Source organism: Streptomyces sp. NPDC045998 (assembly GCF_056430285.1).
In genome coordinates, this window is record NZ_JBWKLJ010000006.1 from 151,402 (window position 1) to 173,397 (window position 21,996).

A 21,996-nucleotide genomic window follows, 5' to 3' on the forward strand; every position below is an offset into this window, starting at 1 on the left:
CCCAGGTGCCGCCCCGGCTCACGCGCCCAGGTGCGGGCCGGCTCACCCGCCCAGGTGCCGCTCCAGCCAGTCGCCCGCCGCCCGGCGGAACAGCCGCCGGCTGTCCGCCCGCCGGAACTCGTGGCCCTCGTCGCGCAGCGTCAGCAGCTCCGCCGTCAGCCCCCGCTCGCGCGCCGCCCGCACGAACTGCTCCGACTCGCCCGGCGGTACGTTCGTGTCGTGCTCCCCGTGCACGGCCATCACCGGCACCCGCAGCGCGTCGATCCGGCTCATCGGGGACAGCGCCCGCAGCAGCTCGCGGTCCCGTTCCGGGTGGCCGTACTTGTGCGCCGCCGACTCCGCGAGCCACGGCTCGGTCCCGGCGAAGAACGTGGTGAGGTCCGACATGCCGCACACCGCGATCCCCGTACGGAACAGCTCCGGATGCCACACCAGCGAGGCGAACGTGAGGTAGCCCCCGTACGAGTGGCCCATCACGGCCAGCCGCCGCGGGTCGGCGCGCCCGCTGAGCACGGCGTGCGCCGCGCAGGCGGCGACGTCCTCGATCGCGGCGAACCGCCCCGTACCGAGATCGGCGTCCACGAAGGACCGCCCGTAGCCCGAGGAGCCGCGCACGTCGGGCGCGAAGACATCCAGGCCCCGGCCCAGCAACTCGTGGTACAGCGGTTCGAACACCGGCCGCTCCTGCTCCTCCGGCCCGCCGTGCAGATGGAGCACGCACGGCGCCGGGTCGGATTCGGCGCGCCCGGGCGCCCGGTAGTACCAGCCGCCGAGCTCCAGCCCGTCACGCGCCGTCAGACGCACCGGCACCGGCCGCACGGGCGGCCGCCCCGCCGGTACCGCGTCCTCGTCCCGCGACGACCACGGCGTGCGCGCGGGCGCCCCGCCGTCGGCCGCCCACCACACGCCGGGCCGCCGCTGCGACCCCGACAGGGCGAGCACCATCCCGGTCGGCCCGCCGCGCGCGACGCGCGTGACGACCTCGTGCGGCAGCCCGACGCGCCGGCCCGGCAGGTCCGACTCCACGTCCAGCAGCTCCAGTTCGCTCGCGCCCCGCACGTTCCACACCAGCGCGGCCGTACGGCCGTCCCCGAGGAACGCCAGCAGCTCCAGGTCGCTCCGCTCGCGCTCCGCGACGACCGCGACGTCCTTCAACTCCCCGCGCTCGTCCAGCCCGACGGCGAGCAGCGCCGCGAACTCCCGCTCGTGGTCGCTGCGCAGCCACACCGTGCGCCCGTCCGCCGAGAAGCGCCCGATCCACGGGTCGGCGTCCGCGACCCGCAGCACACAGGCCGTCCCCAGGTCGTCGGTGCGCAGCACCACCGCCTCGCGGCGCACGCGCGGACCCCGCCGCAGCAGCGCGAGCCGCCCGTCCGGACTCAGGTCGCACACCCGCAGCGTCGCGGCGCCGGTCTCGGTGGCCAGCAGCGTCGCCGCGCCCGGCTCGTCCGGGTCCACCAGGTACGCCGACAGCCGGTCGCGGGTGCCGCGCCGGTGCCCCACCTCGCCGCGCCCGGCGCCGCCCAGCAGCGTGGCGTGCCCGTCGCGCTCGGCCCACCCGGCCGGCAGGCCCGCCAGGCCCGGGTCCGGGTCGCGGTACGCGGACGGCGGCTCCGCCACCGTGACCGCGACGGCCGAGCCGTCCCGCGCCCAGCAGCCGAGGTAGGCCGAACTGCCCGCGTCGGCGCCCGCGACGACCCGGCGGTCGCTGCCGTCCGGCCGCACGCACAGCACCCGGCTGTGCTCGCCGCCGCCCGGGTTGACGGTGTACGCGATCCAGCGGCCGTCCGGCGACCACGCCACCTCCGTCACGGGCTCCGGATCCGCGTCCAGCAGGTGCACCTCGGCGTCCCCGGCCCCGCCCAGGACCGCGGCCGCCGGCCCGGTCCACAGCTGCGGCACGCCGCCGCGGTCGCAGAGGAACGCCACCCGCTCGCCGGTCGGGTCCGCCGACGGGTACCAGCACCCGTGGGACACCACCGGCCGCGGGGCGTCGCCCGGCGCGGCGGCCCCGGCGAGGGCGACCGGCACCGGGCCGGGCGCCGCGGCCGCCGAGCCGAGGGTCAGCGGATGCCGTGCGTCTGCAGCCATAGCTCCAGCAGGGCCACCTGCCACAGGGTGTTCGCGCCCCGGTGCGTACGGTGGCCGTCGGGGTCGGCGAGCAGCTCCGCCACGTACTCCTCCCGGAAGATCCCGCGCGCCCGCGCCTCGGGGGCCGTGAGCGCCTGCCGGACCCGCTCGTACACCGGACCCGCCATGTGCATGATGGCCGGCACGGGGAAGTACCCCTTCGGCCGGTCGATGACCTCGTGGGGCAGCAGCGCCCGGCCCGCGTCCTTCAGGACGCCCTTGCCGCCGTGGGCGAGCTTCAGCTCCGGCGGGCAGGCCGCGGCGAGCTCGACCAGCTCGTGGTCGAGGAATGGCACCCGGGCCTCCAGGCCCCAGTCCATCGTCATGTTGTCCAGCCGCTTGACCGGGTCGTCGACCATCATCACGTGCGTGTCGAGCCGCAGCGCCGCGTCCAGCGCCGTCTCGGCGCCCGGCTCCGCCATGTGCTCGTACACGAAGCGGCGCGAGGTGTCGTGCGCGGGCAGCAGATCGGGCCGCAGCATCCGGGCGAGGTCGCCGTGCGGCCGGTCGAAGTACACCTCGGCGTACGTCTCCGGCTCCTGCTCGCGCGGGACCGCGGCCATCGCCGGGTACCAGCGGTAGCCGGCGAACACCTCGTCCGCGCCCTGCCCGCACTGGACGACGCTGACCTCCTTCGACACCTGCTCCGACAGCAGGTGGAAGGCGACCACGTCATGGCTCAGCTGCGGCTCGCTCATCGCGGCGACCGCGTTGTCCAGCGCCGTCGACACCCGGTCGGACGGCACCATCAGCTGGTGGTGCTCGGTGGCGAAGCGCCGTGCGATCAGGTCCGAGTAGGCGAACTCGTCGCCGTCCTCCCCGCCCTCCGACTCGAAGCCGACGCTGAACGTCGCCAGGTCCCGCTGCCCCTCCTCGGCCAGCAGCGCCACGATCAGCGACGAGTCCAGGCCGCCGGAGAGCAGCACCCCGACCGGCACGTCGGCGACCATCCGCCGCCGCACCGCCGTGCGCAGCGCGTCCAGCACCGCGTCCCGCCAGTCGGTGGCGTCCATGCCCGCGTGCTCCGGGCGACGGGTGTAGGAAGGCTGCCAGTAGCAGTGGTCGCGGTAGGTGCCGTCCGGCTCCACCACCCGCACCGTGGCCGCGGGCAGCTTGCGCACCCCGTTGAGCACGGTACGCGGGGCCGCCACCGTGGCCGACCAGCTGAGGTACTGGTGCAGGGCGACCGGGTCGAGCGAGGTGTCGACGCCGCCGCCCGCGAGCAGGGCGGGCAGCGTGGAGGCGAACCGCAGCCGGCCGGTCCCGTACGACAGGTACAGGGGCTTGATGCCGAGCCGGTCGCGGGCCAGCACCACGCGGCCCGTGTCGTTCTCCACGATCACGAAGACGAACATCCCGACGAAGTGGTCCACGCAGCGCGTGCCCCACTGGTGGTACGCCTTCAGCACCACCTCGGTGTCCGACGTGGAGAAGAACCGGTGCCCCAGGCCCCGCAGCTCTTCCCGCAGCTCGCGGTAGTTGTAGATGCACCCGTTGAACACGCCGGTCAGCCGGGCCTCGCTGTCGGACATCGGCTGCGCGCCGTGCTCCGACAGGTCGATGATCTTCAGCCTTCGGTGACCCAGCGCCACGGGGCCCTGCGACCACACGCCGCGGCCGTCGGGCCCCCGCGCGGCCAGCCGGTCGGTCATGCGCTCGACGGCGGCCAGGTCGGGCCGCCCGTCGTCGAACCGGATCTCACCACTCAGCCCGCACATACGGCACCCCCCGCGCCGCCGGCCGTATCCGGTATCTCGTCCATCCCATCCATCTCATCTGTCACGGTTTACTCCTCAAGAACGGTGACCCTCGGGTTCCCCGTTGATCGCGGGGCATTCCCCGCCGCCCGCCGCCCGGCCATCCGCACCGCAGGGCCCATGGCCAGCCCCGCCCCGAGGAACAGCACCCCGAGGACCAGCCACCCGATCACGCCCCCGCCGATGACCAGCGTCGTCAGCAGCACCGGCCCCACCATCCGCGCCACCGGCATGCCCATACCGAAGAACCCCTGGTACTGGCCCTGCCGCCCGGCCGGCGCGAGGTCGAAGGAGATCTGCCACGCGCCCGCGGACTGCCGCATCTCGCCCCACACCAGCAGCACCGCCCCCGCCACCAGCACCACCAGCGCCGCCCACGCCGCGATGCCCCCGGCGAGCGCGAACACCGCGCACGCGGCGAGCATCAGCGCACCGCCGGAACGCACCGCCCGCACCGCCCCGGGCAGCCCCGTCACCCCGGCGGCCGTACGCACCTGGAAGAGCATCACCGCGCCCGTGTTGAGCACCAGCAGCGCCGACACCGCCCAGCCGGGCGCGGCCGTGTGCTCCGCGACCCACAGCGGGAGGGCCAGGCTGATCAGCGGCATCCGCAGCAGCATGACGGTGTTGAGGAGGGTGACCAGCGCGTACGGGCGGTCCCGGAACACCGTCGCCGACCGCGGCCCGGGGGCCTCGCCCACCACCGCCCCGCCGGCGGGGACCCGCGGCAACCGCCCCAGCAGCACCGCGCACCCCGCGAAGGCCAGCGCGTCGACGGCCAGGACGGAGAGGTACGCGGCCGGCGTGTCCAGGTGCAGCGCGACCGCGCCGATCCCCGCGCCCACCGCGATCCCGGCGTTGCCCGCCGCCTGCAGCCGCGCCAGCACCCCGGTCCGCGCGCCGGGCTCCACGAGCCCCGCCAGCAGCGACTGCCGCGCCGCCGCGAGCCCGCACTGCGCGACCGCGTACGCCACGACGACCAGCAGGAACGCCGCGTACGACCGGACGAACAGCAGGCCCGCGACCGACGCCGAGGTCGCCGCCGCCAGGGCCACGGCCGCACCGCGCGGCCCGCGCCGGTCCGCGAGGTGCCCGAGCGGCACACCCGCGACCGCGCCGACCGCCCAGGCGAGGGTCAGCCCCAGGCCGATCCGGCCGGGCGTGAGCCCCACGACCCGGGAGAAGTAGAGCGCGGAGGAGACGTAGAAAGCGCCGTCACCGACGGAGTTGACCAGCTGCGCGACCGCGAGTCCGCGGGGCGCGGAGCGCCGCGGGCGCGGCAGGGGGCCGGGGAGGGCAGGGGACGGGGACGCCGTGGGCAGGGACTCCGTGGGCAGGGACATGGGGCTCCTCGGTCGGAGGCGCGGCGGGAACGCCCCTCAACCTAGGCGCCCGAGCGGCCCACTCCCTGGTCCATTCCGGGCCGTCGCGACTGGGCCATTGCTCACCCCGTGACCGGCCTCGGATGCGCGTGACGGCGGCCGCCCCGGGTAGGAATGACGGCGGAGGCCGACATCATGACCGCGCAGCCGAGGCTCATCCCGCGCGTCCACCGCCGCGAGCCCGGCGGACCGGACGACGAGCCCGATCTCGTACGCCAGTACCTCTCGCAGATCGCCGCGACCCCGCTCCTCACCGCCGGGGAGGAAGTGGAGCTGGCCAAGCGCATCGAGGCCGGTGTCTACGCCGACGAGCTCCTCCACGAGGCGGACACCGCCGCCGCGTCGGGCCGGCGCCGCCCCCTGCCGCCGCGGCGCAGGCGCGACCTGGAGGCCGTCGCCCGGGACGGGCGGCAGGCCAAGGACCACATGGTCCGCGCCAACCTGCGGCTCGTGGTCGCGGTGGCCAAGCGGCACAGCCGGCGCGGGCTGTCCTTCCTCGACGTCGTCCAGGAGGGCAACCTCGGACTGATCCGGGCGGTCGAGAAGTTCGACTACACCAAGGGTTACAAGTTCTCCACCTACGCCACCTGGTGGATCCGCCAGGCGATCGAACGCGGCCTGGCGCAGCACGCCCGCACCGTACGCCTGCCCGTCCACGTCGTGGAGGACCTCTCCAAACTGCGCCGCGCCGAACGCGCCCTCCAACCGCGCCTCGGCCGCGACCCGACCGTCGCCGAGGTGGCCGCCGCGACCGGCTTCCCGCAGGCGAAAGTCAGCCGGCTGCGCCGCGTCGGCCGTGACGTGATCAGCCTGGACACCCCGGTCGGCGAGGAGGGCGAGACGGTCGTCGCCGACCTCATCGAGGACACCGAGGTCCTCCAGGCGCCGCACGTCGCCGAGTACCGCGCACTGGCCGAACAGCTCCGCGCCGCCATCGGCACCCTGCCGCCCCGCGAGGCGATGATCCTCACCCTCCGCTACGGCCTCCACGACGGCGAGCCGCACACCCGCAAACAGGTCGCCGAGCACATCGGCCTCAGCACCGAACGCGTGCGCCAGCTCGAACGCCACGCACTGGCGCGGCTGCGCGCCCCCGAGGGCGAAACACCCCTGCTGGCCTGGACGGACAGCACCTAGCATCGGCGCCCATGGGGACGTACATCGACGGATTGATCGAGGTCCGCACGGCGGGCGGGGCGTGGAAGTTCGAGGTCAGTCTGCTCGACTTCGACCTCTGGAAGGCACGGGAGGCCCGTGAGTGCCTTTTCGGCTACGGCGGGGCCCTGGGAGTGGACCGGCCGCTGTTCGACCAGCGGGGATGGCCGGAGGACTCCTGCGATGAGGTGCCGAAGGAGTGCGACGAACTCAACCACGGCCACTCGTATGCCACCTGGGCCGAGATCGCGGCGGTCGACTGGGACGCGCCGCTCTGCGACCGCCCCGACGGGAACCGTGTGGGGGTGTGGCGACCGGGGCCGGACGGCGAGCTCGTCCTGGACGACGTGATCTGGGCACCGGTGGAGGTGCACGACGCGGCGGAGGAGCTCTTCGGCGAGGACCTGCACCTGTACGAATGGCCGCCGGGCGGCGAGGTCCATCTGAACGGCGCCGTGTACCGCCCGGTGATCTACACGGCCCGCATGATCGTGCCGCCGGACGGCCGTTGGGCCCCGGTGTGGGCGTCGATGCGCGCGCCGGCCGCCGAGTACGGCGACGAGAACGTCCGCCTGGTCGTCTGGTTCGGCTGAGCGAGCCCGAGCCCGCCCGGAGCCCGAGACCGAGACCGAGCCGGAGCCCGAGCCGGAGCCGGAGCCCGAGCCCGCGCCCGGCCGGAGCCCGAGCCGGAGCCCGCGCCCGGCCGGAGCCCGAGCCGGAGCCGAAGCCGGAGCCCGCGCCCGGCCGGGGCTCGGGGTCCACGCCCCGCGGCCACCCGCCCTTCCTCCTCGTACGGCCCGCTCCTCCAGCCCGCTTACAGCCCGAAGACCTCCGGCCGTTCCGCCAGCTTCCGGAACCGCTCCCGCGGATCGGGCAGGAGCCTGCGCTCGCGGAGGTCCAGCAGGCCGCCCACTCCCGTGATCTCCGCGGCCACCGTGCCGTCCGCCTTCCGGATCTCCTGCTCGATGCGGAACGTCTTCCCCTCGCCCCACGCGAAGGCGCAGGTGACCTCCACCTCGTCCCCCGCCCGCAGCTCGCGGCGGTAGCGCACGGTCACCTCCAGGGCCACCGGCCCCACGCCCTGCTCCAGCAGGTCGCTCTGGCGGATGCCCGCCTCCTGCAGCATCGACCAGCGGGCGTGCTCCGCGTACTGCAGATAGACCGCCTGGTTCACGTGCCCCTGCGTATCGGTCTCGTAGCCCCGCACGACCACCGGCACCGAAAAGGTCTCCGTCACAGCCCGAACTCCTCTCCCCGACGGCGCACGAGCAGCGCCGACCACCTGCGTAACGCGCCGGGGGTGTCCGACCATCCCGGGCGTGATGACGTCAGCCCTCGCTGCGGGGCGCCGTCGCGACCTCCAGCTGATGGTCCGCCCAGACGTAGGTCTCCGGCAGCAGGTCGGTGATGGCGACGGCGCGGATGCGGTCGCCCGTGCCGACGATGACCTTGAGGTCGGGGAAGTAGTCGAGCAGCACCTGGCGGCACCGGCCGCACGGAGGGACCACTCCTCGGTCCCGGTCGCCCACCGCGACGATCGTGTCCAGTTCGTAGGCGCCCTGCGCGGCGGCCGCGCCGATGACGACCAGCTCGGCGCAGGGGCCTCCCGTGAAGTGGTAGGCGTTCACCGCGGTGACGATCCGGCCGTCCCGGGCGCGGGCCGCCGCCGCCATGGTGTGGTTGTCGCCCCGGCAGCGCGTACGGGCGACGTCGGCCGCGGCCTGGATGAGCTCGTGGTCGACGTGGTGTGCCTGGCTGTTCATCTTCTCCGCTCTCGTCGGGTGCGTCAGGCGACGGTGACGCGGGCGACGAGGTACCGCAAGCGAATATCCGCGCCCGGGACCGTCCGCGTGGGACCGGCTCCACCCGGGCGAAGGAGTTGAGCGTCGGCACCCGCGTCAGCCCGCCGCCTCCCGTGCCCCCGTCACCGCGTCCAGCAAGCCCGGGAAGGCTTCCTCCACCTCGGTGCGGCGCAGGGCGTTCATCCGGGAGGTGCCGACGTAGTACTGGCGGATCAGGCCCGCCTCGCGGAGGACCTTGAAGTGGTGGGTGGCGGTGGACTTGCTGACCGGCATGTCGAAGGCACCGCAGGCGATGTCCTCGCCGGCGGTGGCCAGTTGGCTGACGACGCTCCGGCGTACCGGGTCGACGAGGGCCTCCAGGACCTGCTGGAGGGTCACCTCGGACAGCTGGGGGTGGGGCGGCGTGCGTTCCATGGAGACATGGTACGACCGCCATCAAAGTTTGACGGCGGTCGAACTTGTGTGGCACGGTGAACCGCGTTTCCGAGAGGGAGGACGGTTCCATGGCAAGGACGGTGCGGTTCCACGAGCTCGGCGGGCCCGAGGTGTTGCGGATCGAGGACCTGGAGACAGGCGAGCCGGGCCGCGGGGAGGTGCGGATCCGGGTGGAGGCCATCGGGCTCAACAGGGCCGAGGGGCTGTTCCGCAGCGGTCGCTACATCGAGCCGGTCAAGCAGCTGCCCGCCAGGATCGGCTACGAGGCCGCGGGGATCATCGAGGCGGTAGGGCCGGAGGTGGCCGGTTTCGCGGAGGGGCAGGCCGTCAGCGTCGTCCCGAGCTTCTCGCAGAACGATTACGGCGTGTACGCGGAGAGCGCCATCGTCCCGGCGGCCGCGCTCATGCCCCGCCCCGACGGGACGGACCCGGTGGCCGGTGCAGCCGTCTGGATGCCGTACCTCACCGCCTACGGCGCGATGGCCGAAGTGGGCCGGGTTCGGGCCGGAGACGTGGTGGTGATCAACGCGGCCTCCAGCAGCGTCGGCCTCGCCGCCATCCAGACGGCCAACCGCCTGGGTGCCACGCCCGTCGCGGTCACCCGCGGCCGCGCCAAGCGGCAGCGGCTGCTCGACGAGGGCGCGGCCGACGTCATCGTCTCGGACGAGGAGGACGTCGCGGGGCGCGTGCTGGCGCTGACCGGTGGCAAGGGTGCCGCGTACGTCTTCGACGCCGTCGCCGGTCCCGGAGTCGTGGAGCTGGCCCGGGCCGTCGCCGCCGACGGGACGCTGTTCCTGTGGGGCGAGCAGAGCGGGCAGCCGACGCCGTACCCCGGGTTCGACCTCGGCATGCCCGCGTTGAACATGCGTACGTACTCGATGCTGGAGATCACCAGGGACCCGCAGCGGATGCGCCGCGCCACGGCGTTCATCACCTCGGGCCTGCGCACCGGCTTCCTGCGCCCGGTGGTGGACCGCCTCTTCCCGCTGGAGGAGATCGTGCAGGCGCACACGTACATGGAGTCCAACGTCCAGTTCGGCAAGATCGTCGTCACCGTGGGGACCTGACACACCGCTCGCACCGCGACGGGCCGCGGGCCGCACCCGGACGTCTCCGGGTGCGGCCCGCGGACCGGTCTCTCACGCCGGGTCCTCGCCCTTCGCCTCGCGCCCGACCTCCTCCGTCTCGGCGGTGCGCTCGCCCTCCGCCTGCGAGGGCGTCGAGCGGGCCACGTCGGGGTGTTCGTCGACGCCCGGCTCCCGCTCGCCTTCCGCCTGGGAGGGCGTCGGGTAGTCCCACGCATCACTCATCGCTCGCCTCCGGGGAATCGTCCCGCGCCCGCGCTGCCGGGGCGGGAGCCGACGAGTACCCGTCGGCCGCCGGTGATACCGCCTGCGGCAGCTTGAGGAAGAGGGTCATCACGGCGCTCGCCAGGTAGAGCAGGGCGAAGATCCACATCACCCCCTGCACACCGAGCGGCCCGAGGAAGATCCCCACCAGCGCCGGGCCCAGGAAGGTGCTGGCGCCCGCGCCCAGGTTGAGCGCCGACATCGCCTGGCCCTTGTGGGCCGGGTCGAGCGACGGCATGAGGGCCGAGAGCGGTACGTAGCCGGCGAGGGTCGCGCCGAAGAGGCCGACCAGCACCATCGCGAGGGCGTAGTGGTCGCCCGCCGCGACCGTGCCGTAGTAGAGGAGGAGCGTGGTCACCGCGCAGCCGACGCCGCCGCACCAGGCGACGGTGCGCTGCCAGCCGATGCGGTCGCCGACCACCCCGAAGATCAGGTTGAAGAAGATGTTGGTGGCGAACATCGCCGACAGCAGCTGAAGCCACTCGGTGAGCGAGAAGCCCAGCGTGTCGGTGAAGAACACCGGCAGGAAGACCAGGAACCCGAACTGCGGTGCCGTGTTGATCGCCCGCACCACCGCGCCCGTGCCGATCCGCGGGTTGCGCCAGATGATGGCGAGCGAGCCGAGCAGCGTGGCGACCGGGCGCTCCCCGGCGGGTGCGAGGCGGCGGGCGCCCGTGGGCTCGCGCACCAGCAGCAGCGCGATCAGACCACCCGCCAGCACCAGGCCCAGCGAGAGCCACAGCGTTCCGTACGCACCGATCGCGGGCACCGCGAAGCTGGCGACCAGCGAGCCCAGCGTCGGCAGGCCGCCCGTGAAGGCGAACCAGAACCAGCCCACCGCCGAGCCGAGGCGCCGCTGCGGCGTCACCGCCGTGACCCACACCAGGAAGCCGTAAGCGAAGAGCGGATAGCCGAAGCCCCGCAGGCCGTAAGCGGCCAGCAGGAGGCCGAAGTCGGCCGCCGGGACCGCGAAGGCGAGGAACACCACCTGGAACGCCGCCCAGACGGCCAGGCCGAGCATCATGACGCGGCGCGGGCCCCACAGGTCGGACAGCGCGCCGGAGAACCAGGCCGCGACGCTCGCGGTCACGCCGTAGACGGTGAACAGCACCGCCACCCGCTCCTTGGACATTCCCTCGTCCAGGAGGTACGGCGCTAGATATCCGGATTCGACTCCGTCGCCGATCATGAAAATGAGAACACCGAGGAATCCCCATGCGAGGGGCCGGGGAATGCCGATCCTGTCCAGCCAATGCCTCGGGGGTGATTCCTCGGCGGGGGAGGACGAGGGATCCAGAACGACGGCCACGAGAAACCACCTTTTCCACGGGGGACGGGGGAGGGGGGTGGGTGCCTAAGGCGTCACGATGAAACGGCCGCACGGGAGGGCGGTCAATGCGCGGGGAGAAAACCTCGCCGTACGGGGAAGCCGTGGCGTGAAATCGAGGGACACGCGGCCGGGCCCCGCCGCGCGAGGCGGCGGTTCGCCCAGCTCAGCCCGGTGGCCGGGGCGAGACCGGCGCGAGGCTGGCGTCGGGGCCCACGTGAAGCCCATGTGATGTTCACGTGATCTGTGACCACGTCACCACGTCACCGCGTGACCGCGTGACCGCGTGACCGCGTGACAACGTGGCGAGGTGTCCTCGTGGCGCACGGCCGGGGCGGCTCAGCCCGGAGGGACTCAGCCCGGCGTGCCCGACGCGTCGACCGTGCGGACGTCGACGCCTATCTCCCGCAGCCGCCGCACCTCGCCCGCCGGCGCCGCGTCGTCCACCAGCACCAGGTCGAAGTCGGCGAGCGGCGCCAGCGCGTACAGCCCCTGGTTGGCGAATTTCGTGTGGTCGACCAGCAGCACCCGCCGCGCCGCCGACGCCATCATCGCCCGCTTGACCTGCACCGTCTCCGGTGACATGTGGTAGCAGCGGCCCCCGGTCACGGCCGTGGTGGACATGAACAGCACATCCGCGCGGAACGACTCCACGCTCTGCGCCGTGTGCAGCCCCATGAACGCGTCGTACGCCGGGAAGTACGTGCCGCCCAGCGCGATCAGCGACACCCCGGGCTCCCGCGCCAGCGCCGAGATCGCCGGCAGCGAGTTGGTGATGACCGTCAGCGGCGTGTGGCCCGACATCTGCTGCGCCAGGCTCAGACAGGTGGTGGAGTCGTCCAGCATGACGATCTGCCCGGGCGCGAGCAGCCCGGCCGCCGCCCGCGCCAGCCGGTGCTTGGTCCGCGCCATCGTCGTCATGCGCTCGCTGACGCTGCCGTGGAACTGCGTGGACGGCAGGCAGCTCGCCCCGCCCCGCACCTTCCGCAACCAGCCCTGCGACTGGAGCGCGTCCAGGTCGCGGTGCACGGTCATCACACTCACGTCGAACTCCTCCGCCAGGTCCGCGGTGCGGACGAACCCCTTGGCGGTCACCAGATCGCGCAGCCGGCGCCGCCGCTCCTCCTGGGCGTCCATACGGGTCACGGCGTCCGGCTCCTTTCCGGTTCACTCCACCGGCGCGCCGGGAAGGGTGGGGGGTGGGTGGGGTGAGGGATGAGAATCTCACGTGAAGTTAACACGACCGGCGTGCGGCGCCGCCCGGCCGACGGGAACGCCGTCGCCAACGCCCCCGCGTTTTCACACGGTGGCCCCGGCCGGTCACGGGAGGTTTTCCCAGCTGATTGACGCACCGCCCGACGGCACGTTTCCCTGACGTCCGCAAGTGCGAAGGGGCAGGTATTCCATGTCGGTTCTCACCATCGACGTCGGCACGTCGGTCATCAAATCGGTCGTGTTCGACGACCAAGGACAGGAAAGAGCGCTTTCCCGCATAGGGACCGAAGTGCTGCGCCCCCGCCCCGGCTGGGCGGAACAGGACATGGACGCCGTCTGGAACGCGGTCGTCTACACCGTCCGCAGCGCCCTCTCCCAGCTCGGCCCCGGCCACGACCCGGTATGGCTGGTGTCCTTCACCGCCCAGGGCGACGGCTGCTGGCTCGTCGACGCCGACGGCCGCCCCACCGGCCCCGCCGTCCTCTGGTCCGACGGCCGCGCGGGTGACCTCCTCACCCGCTGGGCCGCCGACGGCGTCCTGGAGGAGGCCTACCGCCGCAACGGCTCCCTCACCTGCAGCGGCATGCCCAACGCCGTGATCAGCTGGCTCGCCGCCCACGACCCGGACCGCCTGGCGCGCTCCCGTACGGCCCTGACGGCGGCCGGCTGGCTCTTCCTCAAGCTCACCGGTGTCACCGCGATCGACGAGTCCGACGCGTCGGCACCCTTCCTCGACCACGCCACCGGCGCCTACGACCCGGCCGTCCTCGACCTGTTCGGCTTCGCGGAGCACGCCCGGCTGCTGCCCCGGGTGCTCGGCGAGCACGAACGCATCGCCGAGATCACCCACCGCACCGCGGGCGAGCTGGGCCTGCCCGCCGGGCTGCCCGTCGTCATGGCCCCGTACGACATCGCCTCCACCGCGCGCGGCGCGGGCGTCGTCGACCCCGGGCAGGCGTGCGCCATCCTCGGCACCACCCTCTGCACGGAGATCGTCACCCGCGAGGTCGACACCTCCGGCGAACCCTGCGGCATCAACATCGCGTACCGCGGCCGCGAACGCCTCCTGCGCGCCTTCCCCACCCTCTCCGGCACCGAGGTCCTCGACTGGGCCTCCCGCCTCCTCGCCGTCGACGGGCCCGCCGCCCTCGGGAAGCTCGCGTTCTCCACCCCTCCCGCGCCCGGCGGCCCGGCCTTCCTGCCGTACCTCTCGCCCGCCGGGGAGCGCGCCCCCTTCCTCGACCCGCACGCGCGCGGCACCTTCTGGGGCCTGTCCCTCGACCACACGCCCGCGCACCTCGCCCGGGCCGTCTTCGAGGGCCTGTCCCTCGTCGTACGCGACTGCCTGCGCGCCTCCCGGACCGACGTCCACGAACTGCGCCTGTGCGGCGGAGGCTCCGCCAGCGACGCGTGGTGCCGGCTCATCGCCGACGTCACCGGCGTCCCCACCGCCCGCAGCGCCGACACCGAGCTCGGCGCCAAGGGCGCGTTCCTCACCGGGCTGGTCCTCAGCGGCGCCGAGCCCGGCATGCGCGCAGCCGCCGACAAGTACGTCCGCATGCGCGCCGGCTGGGAGCCCGACCCCGGGCGCGCCGCGCACTACGACGAGCTGTACGAGGCGTTCCTGACCTGGCGCGCCGCCGCCCGCTCCCTCGGCTGGGCACCTGTTCCCGCCACCGCACGGAAAGCGCCCCATGTCTGACGCCCTCACCGCCGACGCCGTCCACCTCGGCCTGGACCTCGGCACCCAGTCCGCCCGCGCGGTCGCCGTCGACGGCACCGGAAGGCTCCTCTCCGCCGCGTCCCGCCCGCTGACCGGCCGCCGCGACGGACCCCGCCACGAGCAGGACCCCGAGCAGTGGTGGTCCGCCCTCGCCGCCGCCTGCCGCGAGGCCCTGACCGGCATCGACCCGGCGCGCGTCCGGGGCCTGGCCGTCGACGCCACCTCCGGCACCGTCCTCCTCGCCGACGAGCGCGGCACACCCCTCACACCCGGCCTGATGTACGACGACGGGCGCGCCCGCGCGTACACCGCACGCGTCAACAAGGCGGGCGCCGCGGTGTGGGAGGCGCTCGGCTACCGCACCATGCAGCCGTCCTGGGCCCTGCCCAAACTGCTCTGGCTCCTGGACGACACCGACTTCCCGGGCGCCCGGCTGCTCCACCAGGCCGACCTGATCACCTGGCGGCTCGCCGGCCGGCAGCTGCCGAGCGACGCCAGCCACGCCCTCAAGACCGGTTACCACCTGGTCGACGACCGCTGGCCCGACGAGGAGCTGGGCGCGCTCGGCGTCCCACCCGGCCTCCTCCCCGACGTCGTACGGCCCGGCACCGTCATCGGCACCGTCTGCGCCGACGCCGCCACGGCGACCTCCATCCCCGCCGGAACGCCCATCGTCGCGGGCATGACCGACGGCTGCGCCGCCCAGATCGGCGCCGGAGCCCTCACCCCCGGCGCCTGGAACTCCGTCCTCGGCACCACCCTCGTCCTCAAGGGCGCGAGCCCCCACCTCGTACGCGACCCCGGGGGAGTGGTCTACTGCCACCGCGGTCCGGGGTCGACGTGGCTGCCCGGCGGCGCGTCCAGCAGCGGCGCGGGCGCCCTCGCGCACCGGTTCCCGGGGGCGGATCTGGAGGCCCTCACCGCCCGGGCCGCCGCCACCGGCTCCACCGCCGTCGCCTACCCCCTCACCGGCGCGGCCGGCGAACGCTTCCCCTTCCGTGCGCCCGACGCCACCCCCTTCGTGCTGGGCGACCCGGCCGGCGACGCGGAGGAGTTCCACGCCCTCCTCCTCGGCGTCGCCTGCGTCGAACGCCTCTGCTTCGACTACCTCGACCACCTCGGCGCCCCCGTCGACGGCCCGCTCACCCTCACCGGCGGCGGCGCCCGCAACCGCTACTGGTCGCAGCTGCGCGCCGACGTCCTCGGCCGCACGGTCGCCCTCCCGGAACACGCCGAGAGCGCCACCGGCATGGCGGTCCTCGCCGCGACCGCCTCGGGAGCCACGCTGGAACAGGCCGCGGCCGCCATGGTGCGCGTCCGCGAGCAGCTGACCCCCGACCCGTCCCGTACGGCCCGGCTGACCCCCGTCTACCTCGGCTTCGTCGACGAACTGACCCGACGGGGCCGACTGGACCCGTCCATGGCGGCGCACGCCCGCAGAAAGGCCGAGCAGTGACCGACTTCATCCTCGTACGCCACGGCGAGACGGAATGGCACGCGGAGAACCGCTACGCCGGCCGCACCGACGTGCCGCTCACCGAACTCGGCCACAAGCAGGCCGCCACGCTCGCCGCCTGGGCCGCCGGGCAGCGGCTCGACGCCGTGCTCTGCTCCCCCCTCTCCCGCGCCCGCCTCACCGCCGAACCCGCCGCCACCGCCGTCGGCCTCACCCCGCGCGTCGACGAACGGCTGTACGAGGTCGACTTCGGGCGCGGCGACGGGCTGACGCGCGCCGAGATGGCCGAGGAGTTCCCGGACGCGCTCGCCGCCTTCCTCGCCGACCCCGTCGCCCACCACCTGCCGGGCGGTGAGGACCCCGCGGCGGCGGCCGACCGGGCGATCGCCTGCCTGGAGGAGGCCGCCCGCGAACTCCCCGACGGGCGCGTCCTCGTCGTCGCCCACTCCACCCTCGTACGCCTCGTGCTGTGCAAGCTCCTCGGCATCCCCCTCGCCCGCTACCGCCAGGTCTTCCCTGCCCTGGAGAACGGCGCCCTGACCGAACTGCGGCTACCGCCCGGCGGACAGGCGTCCCTGCTGCGTCTCAACGCACCCGCCGCCCTCGGCACCACCCACTGAACCCCCGTCTGGAGCACCACCGTGACCACCACCGTCCTCGCCGCCGGCGACCACTTCGTCCTGCCCCGCCTGCTGACCGAGGAACTGCGCGCCGCCACACCCGCCGCCGACCTGGACGTACGCGAGCTCGGGCTGCCGTGGCCGCACACCCCCTTCGGCACGGTCGCCGAGGTCGACGAGGCGTCCGGCACCGAGGACGAGCTGATCGAGGCGCTGCGCGGCGTACGGATCTGCCTGACCCAGATGGCCCCGCTCACCGAGCGGATCCTCAAGGCCTGCCCCGACCTGGAGTTGTTCTGCGTCAGCCGCGGGGGCCCCGTCAACGCCAACCTGGAGGCCGCCACCCGCCACGGCGTCGCCGTCTGCTACGCCCCCGGGCGCAACGCCGTCGCCACCGCCGAGCACACCCTCGCCCTGATCCTCGCCGCCGCCCGCGGCATCGGCGACGTCCACACCGACCTCAGGCACGGCACCTGGCGCGGTGACTACTACGACTACGACCGCTGCGGCATCGAGATCGACGGCGCGGTCGTCGGACTGGTCGGCTTCGGCGCGATCGGCTCGCGCGTGGCCCGCGTCCTGATCGCCATGGGCGCGAAGGTCCTCGTCCACGACCCGTACGTCACGCCCGAGGCGGTGGACGGCATCGCCGACCTCGTGCCGCTCGACGAGCTCCTCGGCCGCTCCCGGATCGTCTCGCTCCACGCCCGGGTGACCGAGGAGACCCGCGGCATGATCGGGCGCGACGAGATCGCGGCCATGCGGCCCGGCTCCGTGCTCGTCAACTGCGCGCGCGGCGCCCTCGTCGACTACGACGCCGTCTGCGACGCCCTCGACGCCGGCCACCTCGCGGGCGCGGGCTTCGACGTCTTCCCCGTCGAACCGGTCCCGGCCGGCGCCCGGCTGTTGTCCACACCGGGCGTCGTCCTGACCCCCCACATCGCCGGCGGCAGCCGCGAGGTCGCCCACAAGGCGGCCCGCATCGTCGCGGCCGAAGCCGCCCGCTTCCTGCGCGGCGAAACCCTCGCCCACTGCGCCAACCCGGAGGTGCTGCGGCGCGGCTAGGTCGTGACGGCGCCCCGTGTCACATTCCGCCGGGCCGTCTCGTCGTACGGGCAGCGGGACGGGACGGAAACAGACGTCCCGGAGGACACCGCACGACCGAAGGAGTACGCGATGACCACCCACGACACGACCACCTGCGAGTCCGAGATCCGGGCGCTCCTGGCGCAGCGCGCCGACGCCCAGCAGACGAAGGACATCGACCGGCTCATGTCGTTCTACGCCCCCGACGCCGTCTACTACGACGTCGTCCCCCCGCTGCGGTTCACGGGCACCGACGAGATCCGCCGCAACTTCCAGCGCTGGTTCGACGGATACGTCGGCCCCATCAGCCTGGAAACGCACGACCTCACCCTCGCGGCCGGCGGGGACACCGCGTTCGCGCACATGCTCCACCTGGACTCGGGGGAGCGGAAGGGCGGGCTCCAGGCGTCGATCTGGGTACGGGAGAGCGTCTGCCTCCAGCGGACCGACGGCAGGTGGTCGATCACACACGAGCACGTCTCGATCCCGATCGACCCGGCGACCATGACGGTCTGGCTCCCGTCCGACCGCGACCAGCTCGCCTGACACAGTGAGGAGCATCCACCATGGTCACCACCGGTTCGGCGCCCACCGCCGTCGCCGTGCGTCGGGGGAGAGGACGGAGTACGCGCGGACGGGCGACGCTCATGAGGTTCGCCGCCGCGACGCTCGCCGCGTCGGCCGCGGTCGGTGCATGGGCCGTTGACAGCGCGAACGCCGGAACTCCGGAGAAGGCGCGTGTCGAGGTCCTCGAAGTCACGGTGCGCAACGACCAGTACACGGCCGTCGATCTCGGCCCCGCGGGGCCGAGCCTGGGCGACATGGACGTCTACTCCGGCACCGCCGTCAAGAACGGGCACGCCATCGGACGCGGCGGCGGGACCTGCCAGGTCATACAGATGAAGGGCGACGCACCGACGTCGCAGTGCCTCATCACGATGGAGGCCGCGCAAGGGTCGGTGACGATGCAGTCGTTGTGGACGAAGGGCGTGGGCTCCCTCGACATGGCCATCACCGGCGGTACGGGCGAGTACAGCAACGCCCGGGGCATCGCTCGCTTCTGGGACATCGCGACACCGAACGAGCGGGCGCGGCTCGAGATCCGGCGCTAGGCTCGCCGCCCCACCTTCCGACGACGGCCTCGCCGCCGCCCGCCCCGCCGGCCCGGTCCGGCCGCGGCGGGCGGCTCCGACAGGTACCGCTGCCCCGCCGCCTTGAGCCGGTCGGGCACGGCCTTGACGGCCGCTCCGAGGACGCGGCTCTTCACCGAGCCCGCGACGACCCGGTTCCGGCCGCGCATCAGCGCCTCGAAGGCGTCCTGGGCGACCCGCGCCGGGTCGTCCTTGTGCCGGAGGCGGCCCAGGCGGGTGTCGTCCATGCCCGCCCGGTGGAAGAAGTCCGTCTCCGTGGCCCCCGGCATCAGCGAGGTGACGGTCACCCCCGTGTCCTTGAGCTCCTCGCGCAGCGCCTGCGCGAAGGACTGGAGGAACGACTTGGAGGCGCTGTAGACGGACTGGAACGGCCCCGGCGCCATCGAGACCACCGAGGAGGTGATCAGCAACCGGCCCTCGTCCTCGTCGACCATGGCGCGCAGCAGCCGGTGCGCGAGGTGCACCGTCCCGCTGATGTTGACGTCGATCACCCGGGCGTGGTCCGCCAGGTCGGTGTCGGTGAACGCCCCGCCCGCGCCGACGCCCGCGTTCAGCGCCGCGGCGGCGACCGGGCGGCGGGTGGCGAGCACCGCGGCGTGCAGTTGCTCGACGCCGTCGTAGGTGGCGAGGTCCGCCCGTACCGCCGTGACGTCGGCGCCGCGGCCCCGCAGCTCGTCGGCGACGGCGCCCACCGCCGCGTCCTCGGCGCAGAGCACCAGGTCGAAGCCGTGTGCGGCGAACGTACGGGCCAGCTCGCGGCCGATGCCGCTGGAGGCGCCGGTCACCACGGCCAGAGGTCTCACGGTGTCCATGACCGCCGGGGTACCCGCTCGCCCGGCGTGCAGGCCCGTTTCGCTGGATTGATCATGGGGTACACGCGTCGCGCCACGACACCCCGGAGGTGACCCATGAGCGAGCTCGGTCAGTCGACGAACGGGACCGTCACCACGCAGGTCCCCGCCAGATTGGACCGGCTGCCGTGGTCCCGGTGGCACTGGATGATCGTGATCGGCCTGGGCACCGTCTGGATCCTCGACGGCCTCGAGGTCACCATCGTGGGCAGCATGGCCAGCCGCCTCTCGGAGGAGGGCAGTGGCCTCGCCATCAGCAGCGCCCAGGTCACCGGTGTCGCCGCCGCCCTGTACGTCGCCGGCGCCTGCTCCGGCGCGCTGTTCTTCGGCTGGCTGACCGACCGCTTCGGCCGCAAGAAGCTGTTCCTGATCACCCTCGCCGTCTACCTGGCCGCGACGGCGCTGACCGCGCTGTCGTACTCGTCCTGGTGGTTCTTCCTCTTCCGCTTCCTCACGGGCTTCGGCATCGGCGGGGAGTACGCGGCCATCAACTCCGCCATCGACGAGCTGATTCCCAGCAAGTACCGCGGCCGGGTGGACCTGATCATCAACGGCAGCTTCTGGCTCGGCGCCATGGGCGGCGCCCTGCTGTCCGTCGTGTTCCTGGACACCGCGATCTTCCCGAAGGACCTCGGCTGGCGGATCTCCTTCGGCCTCGGCGTCGTGCTCGGCCTGGTCATCCTGCTGGTACGCCGGCACGTGCCGGAATCGCCCCGCTGGATGTTCATCCACGGCCGCGCCGAGGGCGCCGAACAGCTCGTCTCCGACGTCGAGCGCGAGATCGAGCGCGAGAGGGGCGCGCCGCTGCCCGAGCCCGCCGGCGCGATCACCATCAAGCAGCGGCACAGCGTCGGATTCGTGCAGATCGCCCGCACCCTGCTCCGGGCCTACCCCCGGCGGGCGGTGCTGGGTCTGGCGCTCTTCATCGGGCAGGCGTTCCTCTACAACGCCATCACCTTCGGCTTCGGCGCCATCCTGGTGACCTTCTACGACGTGCCGAGCGGCTCCACCGGCTACTTCTTCGCGGTCATCGCCGCCGGGAACTTCCTCGGGCCGCTGCTGCTCGGGCACCTCTTCGACACCTGGGGGCGCCGCCCCATGATCGCCGGTACGTACCTGCTCTCGGGCGTCCTGCTCTTCGCCACCGCCTGGCTCTTCGGCGACGGCAGGCTCACGGCGACGACCCTGACGGCCTGCTGGTGCGTGGTCCTCTTCTTCGCCTCGGCGGGCGCGAGCTCGGCGTACCTCACCGTGAGCGAGATCTTCCCGATGGAGACGCGCGCCATGGCCATCGCCTTCTTCTACGCCATCGGCACCGCCGCCGGCGGGATCTCGGGGCCGCTGATCTTCGCGGGCCTCACGGAGAGCGGCGTTCCGGCCGACACCGTGCTGGCCTTCTGCATCGGCGCCACCGTGATGGTCCTGGGTGGTCTGGTGGCCCTCTTCCTGGCCGTCCCGGCGGAGCGCAGGTCGCTGGAGGACATCGCCACGCCGCTCTCGGCGCAGGCGGCGGCCACCGCGACGGCCGCCCCGGGCCGTACGGCTCCGCAGTCGGCGCTGTGAGGACCGGGACGGCGGAAGTCCTGCCGGAGGCCGATTGGCATCCTTCCGCAGGAATGGTTTATCGTTCATGCAGTCGGTTGTGAAGACGCCTTCACAACCGCCCCCCTTGACTGCCCCGGCTGGTTCCCCCGTCCAGCCGGGGCTCTCTTTTGCCCGCTTCGGCCCCGCCCCGCTTCAGCCGCCGCCCGCCGGGAACCCGTCCTGGGAACGACCGACCCCGAGCCGAGGACGGTATACAGCGATGACCGAGTACGAACGCTCCCGCACCATGCCCGCGCTGCCCGAGCACGTCTTCGACCAGGCGGCCAACATCGACCAGATGGACACCTGGCTCCCGGCGGAGCTGCACGTGCACGCCCAGGACCTGCCCGCCGTCACCGTCCACGAGGACCGCACCGACGAGGACACGGCCGCCCTGCTGCGCGCCGAGCGGGACCAGATGCGGCTCGAATGGGGCACCCGGGAACAAGGCAGTTACACCGGCTGGCTCCAGGTCGCCGGCATCGACACCGGCACCAGCGAGGTGACCGTGCACCTGTCCTTCTTCGACGAGAGCCACGACCCGGGCGACAAGGCCGTCTCCGACGCCCTCGACCGCAGCCTGGAGCGGCTGGAGCAGCAGGTCCGGCTGCGCGTCGACAACGCCGCCGGCTGACCGCCCATGGCCCCGCGCGCCAAGCGGTACGCGGTCGCCGCCTCGGGTCAGTGGACCGACGAGGACGGCGGCCGCCGCCGGCTGCCCGCGGGCGAGGTCCACGCCTGGGAACCGGGCCTCAACCAGACGGTCTGCGGCCTCTCCCTCAGCCGCTCCGAACTGGCCCGCTTCCCCCACGTCACCTGGACCGACACCTTCCCGGAGTCGGGTGGCGCCGCCGACCGCGTCCAGCGGCTCTGCCCGCGCTGCGCCTCCGTCGCCGGCCGCCGCGGCCCCGACGCCCGCCCGCGCTGGCAGCGCACCAACCCGCGGCCCTGAGCACGGGCGCGTGCCCCGGAC

At 73.6% G+C, this 21,996-nt stretch carries 22 protein-coding genes; 12 read left to right on the forward strand and 10 right to left on the reverse strand.

The genetic code is table 11. From position 1 onward, the window contains the following. Positions 1 to 42: 42 nt before the first annotated feature. The 3 genes from AC07FJ_RS19365 to AC07FJ_RS19375 all read right to left on the reverse strand — a co-directional run bounded on the left by AC07FJ_RS19365 (position 43) and on the right by AC07FJ_RS19375 (position 5,230). Positions 43 to 2,091, reverse strand: coding sequence for a S9 family peptidase (locus AC07FJ_RS19365; RefSeq protein WP_479050431.1), 2,049 nt, complete (start codon positions 2,089 to 2,091; stop codon positions 43 to 45). Next, positions 2,064 to 3,848, reverse strand: a complete 1,785-nt coding sequence (locus AC07FJ_RS19370; RefSeq protein ID WP_479050433.1) for an N-acetylglutaminylglutamine amidotransferase — start codon at positions 3,846 to 3,848, stop codon at positions 2,064 to 2,066. The genes AC07FJ_RS19365 and AC07FJ_RS19370 overlap by 28 nt, the downstream gene beginning before the upstream one ends. A gap of 68 nt (positions 3,849 to 3,916) precedes the next feature. Next, entirely contained in the window at positions 3,917 to 5,230 is a 1,314-nt protein-coding gene (locus AC07FJ_RS19375) for an MFS transporter (protein WP_479050435.1), read from the reverse strand. A gap of 174 nt (positions 5,231 to 5,404) precedes the next feature. On the opposite strand from AC07FJ_RS19375, the gene AC07FJ_RS19380 reads away from it, so the two are divergent. Together AC07FJ_RS19380 and AC07FJ_RS19385 are read left to right on the forward strand one after the other, a co-directional pair. Continuing rightward, positions 5,405 to 6,406 (forward strand): sigma-70 family RNA polymerase sigma factor, encoded by a 1,002-nt coding sequence (locus tag AC07FJ_RS19380; RefSeq protein WP_479050437.1) that lies wholly within the window; start codon positions 5,405 to 5,407, stop codon positions 6,404 to 6,406. 11 nt (positions 6,407 to 6,417) lie between these two features. Further along, entirely contained in the window at positions 6,418 to 7,017 is a 600-nt protein-coding gene (locus AC07FJ_RS19385) for a hypothetical protein (RefSeq protein ID WP_479050439.1), read from the forward strand. A gap of 221 nt (positions 7,018 to 7,238) precedes the next feature. Here the strand turns inward: AC07FJ_RS19385 and AC07FJ_RS19390 are convergent, their stop codons facing one another. The 3 genes from AC07FJ_RS19390 to AC07FJ_RS19400 all read right to left on the reverse strand — a co-directional run bounded on the left by AC07FJ_RS19390 (position 7,239) and on the right by AC07FJ_RS19400 (position 8,640). Beyond that, a complete protein-coding gene (locus AC07FJ_RS19390; RefSeq protein WP_479050440.1) occupies positions 7,239 to 7,661 on the reverse strand; it encodes an acyl-CoA thioesterase in 423 nt (140 codons plus the stop codon). Positions 7,662 to 7,752: 91 nt separating this feature from the next. Further along, positions 7,753 to 8,187, reverse strand: a complete 435-nt coding sequence (locus AC07FJ_RS19395; protein ID WP_479050442.1) for a cytidine/deoxycytidylate deaminase family protein — start codon at positions 8,185 to 8,187, stop codon at positions 7,753 to 7,755. A gap of 135 nt (positions 8,188 to 8,322) precedes the next feature. After that, positions 8,323 to 8,640, reverse strand: coding sequence for an ArsR/SmtB family transcription factor (locus tag AC07FJ_RS19400; protein ID WP_479050444.1), 318 nt, complete (start codon positions 8,638 to 8,640; stop codon positions 8,323 to 8,325). An 89-nt stretch (positions 8,641 to 8,729) separates the two neighbouring features. Between AC07FJ_RS19400 and AC07FJ_RS19405 the strand changes: the two genes are divergently transcribed. Next, on the forward strand, positions 8,730 to 9,728 hold the full coding sequence (locus AC07FJ_RS19405; protein WP_479050446.1) for a zinc-dependent alcohol dehydrogenase family protein: 999 nt from the start codon (positions 8,730 to 8,732) through the stop codon (positions 9,726 to 9,728). 72 nt (positions 9,729 to 9,800) lie between these two features. On the opposite strand, the gene AC07FJ_RS19410 is transcribed toward AC07FJ_RS19405, so the two are convergent. The 3 genes from AC07FJ_RS19410 to AC07FJ_RS19420 all read right to left on the reverse strand — a co-directional run bounded on the left by AC07FJ_RS19410 (position 9,801) and on the right by AC07FJ_RS19420 (position 12,483). Continuing rightward, positions 9,801 to 9,971 (reverse strand): hypothetical protein, encoded by a 171-nt coding sequence (locus tag AC07FJ_RS19410; RefSeq protein ID WP_361423612.1) that lies wholly within the window; start codon positions 9,969 to 9,971, stop codon positions 9,801 to 9,803. Next, positions 9,964 to 11,319: an MFS transporter gene (locus tag AC07FJ_RS19415; protein ID WP_479050448.1), complete on the reverse strand. Its 1,356-nt coding sequence runs from the start codon at positions 11,317 to 11,319 to the stop codon at positions 9,964 to 9,966. Before AC07FJ_RS19415 ends, AC07FJ_RS19410 begins: the two co-directional genes overlap by 8 nt. Before the next feature lie 372 nt (positions 11,320 to 11,691). Next, positions 11,692 to 12,483: a DeoR/GlpR family DNA-binding transcription regulator gene (locus tag AC07FJ_RS19420; protein ID WP_479050450.1), complete on the reverse strand. Its 792-nt coding sequence runs from the start codon at positions 12,481 to 12,483 to the stop codon at positions 11,692 to 11,694. Positions 12,484 to 12,742: 259 nt separating this feature from the next. Here AC07FJ_RS19420 and AC07FJ_RS19425 point away from each other — a divergent pair, with 259 nt between their 5' ends. The 6 genes from AC07FJ_RS19425 (at position 12,743) to AC07FJ_RS19450 (ending at position 18,549) form a co-directional block, all read left to right on the forward strand. Then, complete coding sequence (locus AC07FJ_RS19425; RefSeq protein WP_479050452.1) at positions 12,743 to 14,254, forward strand: FGGY family carbohydrate kinase; 1,512 nt, start codon at positions 12,743 to 12,745, stop codon at positions 14,252 to 14,254. Then, the gene (locus AC07FJ_RS19430; RefSeq protein ID WP_479050453.1) at positions 14,247 to 15,731 is read left to right on the forward strand and encodes an FGGY-family carbohydrate kinase; all 1,485 of its coding nucleotides are present in this window, start codon (positions 14,247 to 14,249) and stop codon (positions 15,729 to 15,731) included. Before AC07FJ_RS19425 ends, AC07FJ_RS19430 begins: the two co-directional genes overlap by 8 nt. Continuing rightward, entirely contained in the window at positions 15,728 to 16,351 is a 624-nt protein-coding gene (locus tag AC07FJ_RS19435; RefSeq protein WP_361423621.1) for a histidine phosphatase family protein, read from the forward strand. Before AC07FJ_RS19430 ends, AC07FJ_RS19435 begins: the two co-directional genes overlap by 4 nt. Before the next feature lie 21 nt (positions 16,352 to 16,372). Continuing rightward, positions 16,373 to 17,416: a 2-hydroxyacid dehydrogenase gene (locus tag AC07FJ_RS19440; protein WP_479050455.1), complete on the forward strand. Its 1,044-nt coding sequence runs from the start codon at positions 16,373 to 16,375 to the stop codon at positions 17,414 to 17,416. A 111-nt stretch (positions 17,417 to 17,527) separates the two neighbouring features. Further along, positions 17,528 to 17,983 (forward strand): YybH family protein, encoded by a 456-nt coding sequence (locus AC07FJ_RS19445; protein ID WP_479050457.1) that lies wholly within the window; start codon positions 17,528 to 17,530, stop codon positions 17,981 to 17,983. Positions 17,984 to 18,084: 101 nt separating this feature from the next. Next, on the forward strand, positions 18,085 to 18,549 hold the full coding sequence (locus AC07FJ_RS19450) for an allene oxide cyclase barrel-like domain-containing protein (protein ID WP_479050458.1): 465 nt from the start codon (positions 18,085 to 18,087) through the stop codon (positions 18,547 to 18,549). Here the strand turns inward: AC07FJ_RS19450 and AC07FJ_RS19455 are convergent. After that, positions 18,546 to 19,400 carry an SDR family NAD(P)-dependent oxidoreductase gene (locus AC07FJ_RS19455; protein ID WP_479050459.1) on the reverse strand — a complete coding sequence of 285 codons (855 nt, stop codon included), beginning with the start codon at positions 19,398 to 19,400 and terminating at the stop codon, positions 18,546 to 18,548. The two genes, AC07FJ_RS19450 and AC07FJ_RS19455, sit on opposite strands and share 4 nt — an antisense overlap. 96 nt (positions 19,401 to 19,496) lie before the next feature. Between AC07FJ_RS19455 and AC07FJ_RS19460 the strand changes: the two genes are divergently transcribed. The 3 genes from AC07FJ_RS19460 to AC07FJ_RS19470 all read left to right on the forward strand — a co-directional run bounded on the left by AC07FJ_RS19460 (position 19,497) and on the right by AC07FJ_RS19470 (position 21,975). Continuing rightward, entirely contained in the window at positions 19,497 to 21,002 is a 1,506-nt protein-coding gene (locus AC07FJ_RS19460) for an MFS transporter (RefSeq protein ID WP_479050461.1), read from the forward strand. Between the two features lie 241 nt (positions 21,003 to 21,243). After that, on the forward strand, positions 21,244 to 21,657 hold the full coding sequence (locus tag AC07FJ_RS19465; protein WP_361423639.1) for an SRPBCC family protein: 414 nt from the start codon (positions 21,244 to 21,246) through the stop codon (positions 21,655 to 21,657). Positions 21,658 to 21,663: 6 nt separating this feature from the next. Beyond that, positions 21,664 to 21,975 carry a hypothetical protein gene (locus AC07FJ_RS19470; RefSeq protein ID WP_479050463.1) on the forward strand — a complete coding sequence of 104 codons (312 nt, stop codon included), beginning with the start codon at positions 21,664 to 21,666 and terminating at the stop codon, positions 21,973 to 21,975. Positions 21,976 to 21,996 lie beyond the last annotated feature (21 nt).

What these genes read in the sequence shown, in the direction of transcription:
- AC07FJ_RS19450 (WP_479050458.1), top strand. Translation starts at nt 18,085, where the DNA reads ATGAGGTTCGCCGCCGCGACGCTCGCCGCGTCGGCCGCGGTCGGTGCA.
- AC07FJ_RS19395 (WP_479050442.1), bottom strand. Translation starts at nt 8,187, where the DNA reads ATGAACAGCCAGGCACACCACGTCGACCACGAGCTCATCCAGGCCGCG.
- AC07FJ_RS19460 (WP_479050461.1), top strand. Translation starts at nt 19,497, where the DNA reads ATGAGCGAGCTCGGTCAGTCGACGAACGGGACCGTCACCACGCAGGTC.
- AC07FJ_RS19380 (WP_479050437.1), top strand. Translation starts at nt 5,405, where the DNA reads ATGACCGCGCAGCCGAGGCTCATCCCGCGCGTCCACCGCCGCGAGCCC.
- AC07FJ_RS19425 (WP_479050452.1), top strand. Translation starts at nt 12,743, where the DNA reads ATGTCGGTTCTCACCATCGACGTCGGCACGTCGGTCATCAAATCGGTC.
- AC07FJ_RS19370 (WP_479050433.1), bottom strand. Translation starts at nt 3,848, where the DNA reads ATGTGCGGGCTGAGTGGTGAGATCCGGTTCGACGACGGGCGGCCCGAC.
- AC07FJ_RS19375 (WP_479050435.1), bottom strand. Translation starts at nt 5,230, where the DNA reads ATGTCCCTGCCCACGGAGTCCCTGCCCACGGCGTCCCCGTCCCCTGCC.
- AC07FJ_RS19365 (WP_479050431.1), bottom strand. Translation starts at nt 2,091, where the DNA reads ATGGCTGCAGACGCACGGCATCCGCTGACCCTCGGCTCGGCGGCCGCG.
- AC07FJ_RS19465 (WP_361423639.1), top strand. Translation starts at nt 21,244, where the DNA reads ATGACCGAGTACGAACGCTCCCGCACCATGCCCGCGCTGCCCGAGCAC.
- AC07FJ_RS19385 (WP_479050439.1), top strand. Translation starts at nt 6,418, where the DNA reads ATGGGGACGTACATCGACGGATTGATCGAGGTCCGCACGGCGGGCGGG.
- AC07FJ_RS19405 (WP_479050446.1), top strand. Translation starts at nt 8,730, where the DNA reads ATGGCAAGGACGGTGCGGTTCCACGAGCTCGGCGGGCCCGAGGTGTTG.
- AC07FJ_RS19445 (WP_479050457.1), top strand. Translation starts at nt 17,528, where the DNA reads ATGACCACCCACGACACGACCACCTGCGAGTCCGAGATCCGGGCGCTC.
- AC07FJ_RS19470 (WP_479050463.1), top strand. Translation starts at nt 21,664, where the DNA reads ATGGCCCCGCGCGCCAAGCGGTACGCGGTCGCCGCCTCGGGTCAGTGG.
- AC07FJ_RS19410 (WP_361423612.1), bottom strand. Translation starts at nt 9,971, where the DNA reads ATGAGTGATGCGTGGGACTACCCGACGCCCTCCCAGGCGGAAGGCGAG.
- AC07FJ_RS19430 (WP_479050453.1), top strand. Translation starts at nt 14,247, where the DNA reads ATGTCTGACGCCCTCACCGCCGACGCCGTCCACCTCGGCCTGGACCTC.
- AC07FJ_RS19400 (WP_479050444.1), bottom strand. Translation starts at nt 8,640, where the DNA reads ATGGAACGCACGCCGCCCCACCCCCAGCTGTCCGAGGTGACCCTCCAG.
- AC07FJ_RS19455 (WP_479050459.1), bottom strand. Translation starts at nt 19,400, where the DNA reads ATGGACACCGTGAGACCTCTGGCCGTGGTGACCGGCGCCTCCAGCGGC.